The organism is Pseudomonas sp. Colony2, from assembly GCF_019382755.1.
Taxonomy (GTDB): Bacteria; Pseudomonadota; Gammaproteobacteria; order Pseudomonadales; family Pseudomonadaceae; genus Aquipseudomonas.
Map to the genome: position 1 here is coordinate 2,601,182 of NZ_CP080030.1, position 8,461 is coordinate 2,609,642.

6 protein-coding genes and 1 pseudogene are annotated in these 8,461 nt (G+C 61.8%); 5 read left to right on the forward strand and 2 right to left on the reverse strand.

Features of this window, described 5'->3' with window-relative positions; all coding sequences use genetic code 11:
* Positions 1-176: 176 nt before the first annotated feature.
* On the reverse strand, positions 177-1,664 hold the full coding sequence (locus JV201_RS10375) for an aldehyde dehydrogenase family protein (RefSeq protein WP_219406854.1): 1,488 nt from the start codon (positions 1,662-1,664) through the stop codon (positions 177-179).
* 228 nt (positions 1,665-1,892) lie between these two features.
* On the opposite strand from JV201_RS10375, the gene JV201_RS10380 reads away from it, so the two are divergent.
* Both JV201_RS10380 and JV201_RS10385 read left to right on the forward strand, forming a co-directional pair.
* Positions 1,893-3,062: a p-hydroxyphenylacetate 3-hydroxylase oxygenase component gene (locus tag JV201_RS10380; RefSeq protein WP_087694959.1), complete on the forward strand. Its 1,170-nt coding sequence runs from the start codon at positions 1,893-1,895 to the stop codon at positions 3,060-3,062.
* A gap of 59 nt (positions 3,063-3,121) precedes the next feature.
* A pseudogene (locus tag JV201_RS10385) lies at positions 3,122-3,598 on the forward strand (flavin reductase family protein); the annotation flags it as partial.
* A gap of 173 nt (positions 3,599-3,771) precedes the next feature.
* Here the strand turns inward: JV201_RS10385 and JV201_RS10390 are convergent.
* Positions 3,772-5,100: a hypothetical protein gene (locus tag JV201_RS10390; RefSeq protein WP_134326168.1), complete on the reverse strand. Its 1,329-nt coding sequence runs from the start codon at positions 5,098-5,100 to the stop codon at positions 3,772-3,774.
* 216 nt (positions 5,101-5,316) lie between these two features.
* Between JV201_RS10390 and JV201_RS10395 the strand changes: the two genes are divergently transcribed.
* The 3 genes from JV201_RS10395 to feaR all read left to right on the forward strand — a co-directional run bounded on the left by JV201_RS10395 (position 5,317) and on the right by feaR (position 8,452).
* On the forward strand, positions 5,317-6,816 hold the full coding sequence (locus tag JV201_RS10395; RefSeq protein WP_003219898.1) for an APC family permease: 1,500 nt from the start codon (positions 5,317-5,319) through the stop codon (positions 6,814-6,816).
* Positions 6,797-7,381 carry a DUF3156 family protein gene (locus JV201_RS10400; RefSeq protein WP_219406855.1) on the forward strand — a complete coding sequence of 195 codons (585 nt, stop codon included), beginning with the start codon at positions 6,797-6,799 and terminating at the stop codon, positions 7,379-7,381. Before JV201_RS10395 ends, JV201_RS10400 begins: the two co-directional genes overlap by 20 nt.
* A gap of 117 nt (positions 7,382-7,498) precedes the next feature.
* Positions 7,499-8,452, forward strand: coding sequence for a transcriptional regulator FeaR (gene feaR, locus JV201_RS10405; RefSeq protein WP_219406856.1), 954 nt, complete (start codon positions 7,499-7,501; stop codon positions 8,450-8,452).
* The last annotated feature ends 9 nt before the right edge of the window (positions 8,453-8,461 follow it).

Sequence of the window (8,461 nt, forward strand, 5' to 3'; positions counted from 1 at the left end):
GCAGATGATCGTTCCCACGCTCTGCGTGGRAATGCCGCCTCGGACGCTCCGCGTCCCGCTGGCACCGCCGGATTGACGTCTCGCGCAAGGGTGACGCGGAGCGTCACGGTATGCATTCCCACGCAGAGCGTGGGAACGATCAACACACTCAAGCCGGCCGGCGCTCCGCATGCCGGTCAGTAGTGAATCATCACCGACTTGAGCTCGGTGTAGTCGTCGATAAAAGCCCCGCCAAACTCCCGTCCCACCCCCGAAGACTTGTTGCCGCCAAACGGCACCGCCGGGTCGAGCATCGTGTGCATGTTCACCCACACCGTCCCCGCGTTGATCGCCGGCACCATGCGCAGGGCCTTGCTCAGATCATTGGTCCAGAGACTGGCGCTCAGGCCGTAAGGCGTGTTGTTCATCAGTTCCAGCAGCTCATCCTCGGTGTCGTAGGGGAAAAACGTGGCGATCGGGCCGAAGGTCTCTTCGTTGAGCAGGGTGTCGTGGATCGTGTTGGCGAGAATCACGGTGGGCTCCACATAGCACCCCGGTCCGTCGATCAGCTTGCCGCCGTGGACAATCGTATTGTTCTCGGCCCGGGCCTTGGCGAAAAACCATTCGAGTTTCTGTTGGTGCTGGCGGTTGGTCACCGGGCCGAATTCGGTGCGCTCGTCCAGCGGCGAGCCGATGTTCAACCGGCCCAGGCGTTGCGCCAGTTTGTCCATGATCGGCTCGATCTGCGAGCGGTGGGCGAAGAAGCGTTCGGCGGCCGCGCAGATTTGCCCGGAGTGCAGGAAGCCGGCTTCGATGATGCCGTTGACCGCTTTGTCGAGGTCCACATCCCGCAGGAATCCGGCGGAGTTTTTGCCGCCCAGTTCCAGGGTCGCCCGGGTCAACCCGGCGCCCATGGCACTGCGGCCCACGGCGATGCCGGTGGGCACCGAGCCGGTAAACGAGACCTTGTCGGTGCCCGGGTGCTCCACCAGGCCTTTGCCCACATGGCCGCCACCGGTCAACACGTTCAGCACGCCCGCCGGCAGGCCGGCGTCGATGGCCAGTTCGGCGATGCGCAGGATGGTCAGCGGGGTGAACTCGCTGGGCTTGATGATGATGCTGCAGCCGGTCACCAGTGCCGAGGCGAGTTTCCAGATGGCGATCATGGTCGAGAAATTCCACGGCACGATGCCCACTACCACGCCCACCGGTTCGCGCAGGGTGAACGCGGTGTAGCGTTCGCCGGCGAAGGAGGGCAGTGACGGGGTAAGGGTCTGGCCGCTGATCTTGGTGGCCCAGCCGGCGTAGTAACGCAGGAAGTGCGCCGCCTGATCGACCTCGAAGGCCCGGGAAATCTGGATGATCTTGCCCGACTGGCAGGTTTCGATCTGCGCCAGTGCTTCGCGATGTTGCTCCAGCAGGTCGGCGAGTTTCAGCAGCACATTGCCGCGAATGGCAGGGGCGACCTGGGCCCATTGCCGGAAGCCACGCCGGGACGATTCCACCGCTGTGTCGATATCGGCCAGGTCCGCATCGGCAACCTGGGCGATCACCTCGCCGGTGGCCGGGTTGATCACTTCCAGAGCCTGGCCGGAATGGCTTTGGACGTACCCGCCGTCGATAAACAAGGCATGGCTTCGACGGAGGAAGGCCTGGACTTCAGGCAGCAGCGCAATATCGCTCATGGGATTTTCCTGCTCGCAAAAGCCCGAGGGTAACCAGCGCCGCCGGGCCAGGCTTGTCCGTGCCTGCCGGGCGATATGTCTGTGGCTGCCAGGCCTGTGGAAAGTGCAATCTTGGCTGTGGAAGGTGCATTTTCCGGGGGTGTCGCCCGCTCCATACTGGCCCCACATCCAGCGTCGTTCGTTGAGTTTGAACGCCAGCCGGACATCCAATAATAAGCAGGGCCGTCCATGAAAAAGCCAAACCCGCTCCTCGAAGATCTCAAGGCGATTCTGCCGACCATCGCTGCCAACGCCTTCCAGGCCGAGCAGGACCGCAAGGTTCCCGACGAGAACATTGCGCTGCTCAAGAGCATCGGCATGCACCGTGCCTTTCAACCCAAACCCTTTGGCGGCATGGAAATCTCCCTGCCGCAGTTTGCCGACTGCATCGCCTTGCTGGCCGGCGCCTGTGCCAGCACCGCCTGGGCCATGAGCCTGTTGTGCACCCACAGCCATCAACTGGCGTTGTTTCCCGCCAAGTTGCAGCAGGAAGTCTGGGGCGATAACCCGAATGCCACCGCCAGCAGCAGCATCGCGCCGTTTGGCCGCACTGAAGAAGTTGAGGGCGGTGTGCTGTTCAGCGGTGAAATGGGCTGGAGCAGCGGTTGCGATCATGCCGAGTGGGCGATTGTCGGTTTCCGCCGTAAAAACGCCGAGGGCACCCAGGACTATTGCTTCGCGGTACTGCCGCGCAGCGACTATCAGATTCGCGATGACTGGTTCGCCGCCGGCATGAAAGGCAGCGGCACCAAGACGCTGATCATCGACAACGTGCGGGTGCCAGAACACCGCATTCAGAAAGCCAAGGACATGATGGAAGGCAAGTCCGCCGGCTTCGGTCTGTACCCCGACAGCAAGATTTTCTACTCGCCGTATCGGCCGTATTTCGCCAGCGGTTTCTCCACCGTGAGCCTGGGTGTGGCCGAGCGCATGCTCGAAGTATTCCGCGAAAAAACCAGGACCCGCGTACGTGCCTACACCGGCGCGGCAGTGGGGGCGGCGACTCCGGCGTTGATGCGCCTGGCCGAGTCGACCCACCAGGTGGCCGCCGCCCGGGCGTTCCTGGAAAAGACCTGGCAGGAACACGCCGAACACAGCGAACAGCACCGTTACCCGAGCCGCGAGACCCTGGCGTTCTGGCGTACCAACCAGGCGTACGCCACCAAGATGTGCATCCAGGCAGTGGACCGTTTGTTCGAGGCCGCCGGTGGCAATGCGTGGTTCGAGCACAACGAGATGCAGCGTCTGTTCCGCGATTCCCATATGACCGGCGCCCATGCGTACACCGATTACGACGTGTGCGCGCAGATCCTGGGGCGTGAGCTGATGGGGCTCGAGCCTGATCCGAGCATGATTTGACGCCGACCCGGCCATCACAACCATCAGGACTGCGCGTTGATGCAGTCCGGGAGTCTTGCATGTCTGATAACAGTTTCGACCCACGGGCCTTTCGCCGGGCCCTGGGTAACTTTGCCACCGGTGTCACGGTGGTCACCGCCGCTGATGCCAGCGGGCGCAAAGTGGGTGTCACCGCCAACAGCTTCAATTCGGTATCCCTGGACCCGCCGCTGGTGCTGTGGAGCATCGACAAACGCTCCAACAGCCACGAGGTGTTCGAGCAGGCCAGCCATTTTGCGGTCAACGTGCTGGCGGCCGACCAGATCCACCTGTCGAACAACTTCGCCCGGCCCAGGGACGATCGCTTTGCCGAAATCGAATTCGAGCCCGGAGAGGGCGGTTCGCCGGTCTTCGCTGATTGCTCGGCGCGGTTTCACTGCGAGAAGTACCAGCAGGTGGATGGTGGTGATCACTGGATCATGATTGGCAAGGTGGTGGCGTTTGATGATTTTGGTCGTGCGCCGTTGCTCTATCACCAGGGGGCGTATGCGCGGATCGAGGAGCGGCAACCGTAGGGCGAACACCTCTATCGAAGGCTGAAGCAGGTTCAATGTGGGAGCGGGCTTGCTCGCGAATGCGGAGTGTCAGCCAATACATCTGGCGACTGACACACCGCWTTCGCGAGCAAGCCCGCTCCCACATGTGATCTCGGTAGCTCATTGCATCTGTGTTAGAACGGCACGGCCACGGTGACCTGGCTATAGAGATTGGTGCCATTGCCACCCACCTGGTTGCCGCCGTTGCTCTCATCCTTGTTGGGCTTGTACAAACCCAGCAGCGGCGTGACGATCAGGTGTTCGTTCACCGCCCACTCCGCGTACAGGTCCAGTTCGCGCCCATCGAGGTTGAGCATGCCGCCCTTGCTCAACGTCTTGTAGTCGAAGAACAGCGCGCCCAGGGTGACGCTGTCCAGCGGCTTGACCTTCAACGCCACATGCTGCACCTCAGTATTGGTATTGAACGGCCCCGAATAATTGCCGGCCACCTCGCCCTGCACCCAGGTGCCGTAGCCACGGTTGAAGCCCGAAAACATCGCATCCCAGTTTTTCGAATAGCGGCTGTAGCGGTAGGTCAGGTCCGGCGACCACGGCAGCGCGGCGAAGGTATAACCGCCTTCGGTGTACCAGGCCTTTTCCGGGCCGGCGTCCTTGTCCTGCCAGGCGTATTCAAAGGAAAAGTGCGCGTTCTCGATCCCGGCATTACCGGCGCCCCGCAGGCTGTAGATGTTCATCCCAGCGCGCTGTTTTTGCAGGTCATTGGCATAACGGTCGTCGACGCTGATGCCGTGGATATAGGTCAACCCCAGGGTGCCGGGCGCGGCGGTGTAGTCCAGGGTGCCGGCAGCCATTTCAGTGTTGGCCTGGGCGCGGTTGTCGGACTTGATCCACATTACGCTGCCATGCACGCCGTCCTTGCCACCCAGGCGTAGCACCGCGGTTTGATCGAAGGCATGCCGGGCGGCGATGTAGTAGGCGCCGCCCCGGTTGAACTTGCCGTCATCCACGCCCTTGCCGAAGTTCGGGCCGTCATCGTTGATGATGAAACCGTCGCCGAGCATGATGACCTGGCGGCCGAACGACAGGTTCACACCATCCTTGCCCAGTGCCGGAAACAGTTCCCCCGAGCGCCAGCCGGCGAAGGCTTCGTCGAACTTGGTGGTGCGCTCGCTGCCGGTGGTCACGCCCGACGCATCGCCATCACCCCAGGTGCCCGAGCTGACCAGGTTGGCCGTGCCATACACGCTGCCCAGGGCGCCGAAGCGCTGGTCGACGCTCAAGCCATACTTGATAAAACCTTCACGCCAGGTGGAACCGCCGGTGGTGCCGTCGTAGTTCTTGCGGCTGTTGAACATCCCGTACACCGCCAGGAAGTTGCCGGTGACCTGAGTGTCGTCATCGGCATACAGCTCGAACGCCTGGGCCGATGAGTCGATGATCATCAGCGCGACGCCCAGGCTGATGGCCCTGTACAGGTGACGGGTTTGTTGTGTGTGCTGCATTGTTATAGTCCCCAACAAGGTGAATTGAGGGAGCATTAGGGCGAGCGCCACCGGGCCAAGTCTTTCCCCTGCGTGCCAGGAAATTGTCCCAGGCCGCCAGTGGCGCAGCAGTGGCAGGCAGCAACAAAACCGGCGGCAGCCAGGAGCAAGACGATCAGCCAGGGCGGGCGCAGAGTGCCAATACTTCTAAAAATCCGCTTCTTGAGGATCTGCACCATGTCGATCAACGACCGGCTCACCGAACATTTGAAACGCGGCACGGTGGGCTTTCCAACCGCGCTGGCGAGCACCATTGGCTTGATCATGGCCAGCCCGGTGATCCTCACCGCGACCATGGGGTTTGGCATCGGCGGCAGCGCCTTTGCGGTGGCGATGTTGATCGCGGTGGTGATGATGCTGGCCCAGGCGACCACCTTCGCCGAAGCCGCCTCGATCCTGCCCACCACCGGCTCGGTCTACGACTACATCAATTGCGGCATGGGCCGGTTCTTTGCGATCACCGGCACCTTGTCGGCGTACCTGATCGTGCATGTGTTTGCCGGCACCGCCGAAACCATCCTCTCCGGCGTGATGGCGCTGGTGAATTTCGAGCACCTCAACACCCTGGCGGAATCCGCCGGCGGTTCGTGGTTGCTGGGAGTGGGCTTCGTGATTGTGTTCGGGGTGCTCAATGCGTTTGGCGTCAGCGCGTTCGGCCGGGCCGAGATCATCCTCACTTTCGGCATGTGGACCACCTTGATGGTGTTTGGCGTGCTGGGCCTGATCGCAGCCCCGGCGGTGCAGTTGGACGGCTGGTTCGGTGAATCCCTGGTGGGCACCGACCTGATCACCATCCTGTCGCTGGTGGGCATGGCGATGTTCATGTTTGTCGGCTGCGAGTTCGTCACGCCGCTGGCGCCGGACCTGCGCAACTCGGCCAAGGTGATGCCCAAGGCGATGGTGCTGGGGCTGCTGGGGGTGGCCACGTGCATGTTCATCTATGGCGCGGCAATGAAACGCCAGGTGGAAAACGTATTGATCGACGCGGCGGGCGGCGTGCACCTGCTGGATACGCCGATGGCCATCCCGAAATTCGCCGAGCAGGTGATGGGCAGCATCGGCCCGATGTGGCTGGGCATCGGCTTCCTGTTTGCCGGTGCTGCGACCATCAACACCTTGATGGCCGGTGTGCCACGGATCCTGTACGGCATGGCGGTCGACGGCGCGTTGCCCAAGGTCTTCACCTACCTGCACCCGCGCTTCAAGACACCGTTGCTGTGCATTCTGGTGGCGATGCTGATTCCGTGCCTGCACGCGCTGTACTTGGGCGGCAACACCGACAACATCATGCACCTGGTGCTGGCGGCCGTGTGTGCCTGGAGCTTTGCTTATCTGCTGGTGACGCTGTCGGTGGTGATCCTGCGGATTCGCCGTCCGGATCTGCCTCGCGCCTACCGTTCGCCGTTCTTTCCGCTGCCGCAGATTCTGTCGAGCATCGGCATCCTGCTGGGCATGTGGTTTATCACCCCGCCGGGCATGAACCCCGCCGACATCTACATTCCCTTTGGCGTAATGCTCGGGTGCACGGCGGCGTACGCGCTGTTCTGGACGCTGGTTGTGCAGAAGGTCAATCCATTCAAGCCCGCCTCGGTGGAAGAGGTGTTGGCCAAGGAGTTCGCCCATGAGCCGGGTCAGCCGCACAACGGGTATATCAGCCATGCTGCAAAAACTGTCTGAGCTGTTCAGCGCCCGGCGCGCGCCTGCCGGGTATCGACCCGGCGTTACGCTGGAACACCTGCGGCGTAACCTCGGCCTGGCCGGTTATGAGGTGTGTGGACCGACGACGGCCCGGGTTTCCCTGGACAATCTCGGGCTGCAACTGGAGATCGTCGAACGCACCGAGTCGCAGCTGTTGATGCACCTGGTGATGACCGAATTCGTACTGCGCATCCCTGCCTCGCAGCAGGGCACGGCGAGCTTCGAACTGCACCACACCGGGGCCGTTCGACGCACCGGAATCCGCTGTCGACAGCGGTCGGGCGACAAGGAGGTTTCAGGCATTTTGCACACACAATTGCAGGAGGGCAGCGCCTTGCATCGCGCCTTGATGCCGCTGGACTTCAAGCGCCTGCGCATCGACCTGGTGGATCACCAGTGGTGTGTGCGGCTTGAGCATATGGGCGGCAGCGAGGTGGTCAACCGCATGCCGGCGTTCCGTCGCTACATCGCCTTGAGCAGTGTGCAACGCGCCTGGCTGCTGGACGCCTTGAACGGTTTCCAGTGCGCCTTGCAGGCCCACTGACCGCAGTATTTGGCATCAATAGTGCAACCACCTTGGCAGACACGTACTTGTTGCGCGCATATAGATAACATGTTAACTATTGCCCGACAAAAACAAAAAGCCAAGGTAGAAACAACCATGAGCATGCAACAGATTGGGCAAGACGGGCTGGACCTCTGGACCCGGGATCTGCGCGCGGTTTGCGGTCACTTCGACACAGAACTGGCCTTCAACCGCTCGCTGTTCATCGGCAGCATCAGCACCTTTTCCCGCGGCGGTTTGCCCCTGGCCAACCTGCGCACCAACGCCGGCCTGATCAAGCGCCCCAAGGCCCGCGCCGACCACGATGACGACCAACACTGCTTCCTCGTCAGCCAGCGCAGCGGCTACTGCCAGATCACCCAAAACGGCCAGAGCTTCCAGCTTGCCCCCGGCGAACTGTTATTGATGGACTCGGTGGGCTCCATCGACATCACCCCGTTCGGGCTCATCGAACACGCGTCCCTGTCCTTGTCCCGCGCAGAGGTGTGCAAACAGTTCGGCAACCAGCCCAAGACCTTCGGCAAAATCTCCTCGAGCAAAGCCTGCGGGCGCATGTTGCATGTGTTGATGGATCAACTGTGCAAAGACGCACTGAACGGCGAAGGCGCAGTCGGCGAGGGGCAGGCGTTGCAGTCGGCGTTTGTCTCGCTGCTGGGGTCGGCGTTTGAGCAGGAAGACGATGAGCGCGATGATTGTGGCGGGTTGCAGGGCAGCAATCTGCGCAGCTATGTGCAGAAGGTGATTGATGAGTCATTGACCCAGCCAGGGCTTAGCCCGGTGGGGTTGGCGAGTCGGTTGAATATTTCGGTGCGGCATTTGTATCGGTTGTTTGAGGAACAGGATGACAGCGTGTGCCGGTATATCCAGCGGGCGCGGTTGAAGCGCAGTGCGGATGATCTGACCAACCCGTTTTTGCGCAGTGAGTCGATTACGTCGATTGCGTATAARTGGGGGTTTACGGATTCGGCGCACTTTAGTCGSTCGTTCAAGAAGCAGTTTGAAGTGTCGCCGAAGGATTTTCGGGCKGGGCGGTTGCAKCAGGTGGGRTAGGGGAGGAAG

Coding starts and splice junctions, on each gene's coding strand:
- JV201_RS10375 (WP_219406854.1), bottom strand. CDS start 1,664: ATGAGCGATATTGCGCTGCTGCCTGAAGTCCAGGCCTTCCTCCGTCGA.
- JV201_RS10380 (WP_087694959.1), top strand. CDS start 1,893: ATGAAAAAGCCAAACCCGCTCCTCGAAGATCTCAAGGCGATTCTGCCG.
- JV201_RS10390 (WP_134326168.1), bottom strand. CDS start 5,100: ATGCAGCACACACAACAAACCCGTCACCTGTACAGGGCCATCAGCCTG.
- JV201_RS10395 (WP_003219898.1), top strand. CDS start 5,317: ATGTCGATCAACGACCGGCTCACCGAACATTTGAAACGCGGCACGGTG.
- JV201_RS10400 (WP_219406855.1), top strand. CDS start 6,797: ATGCTGCAAAAACTGTCTGAGCTGTTCAGCGCCCGGCGCGCGCCTGCC.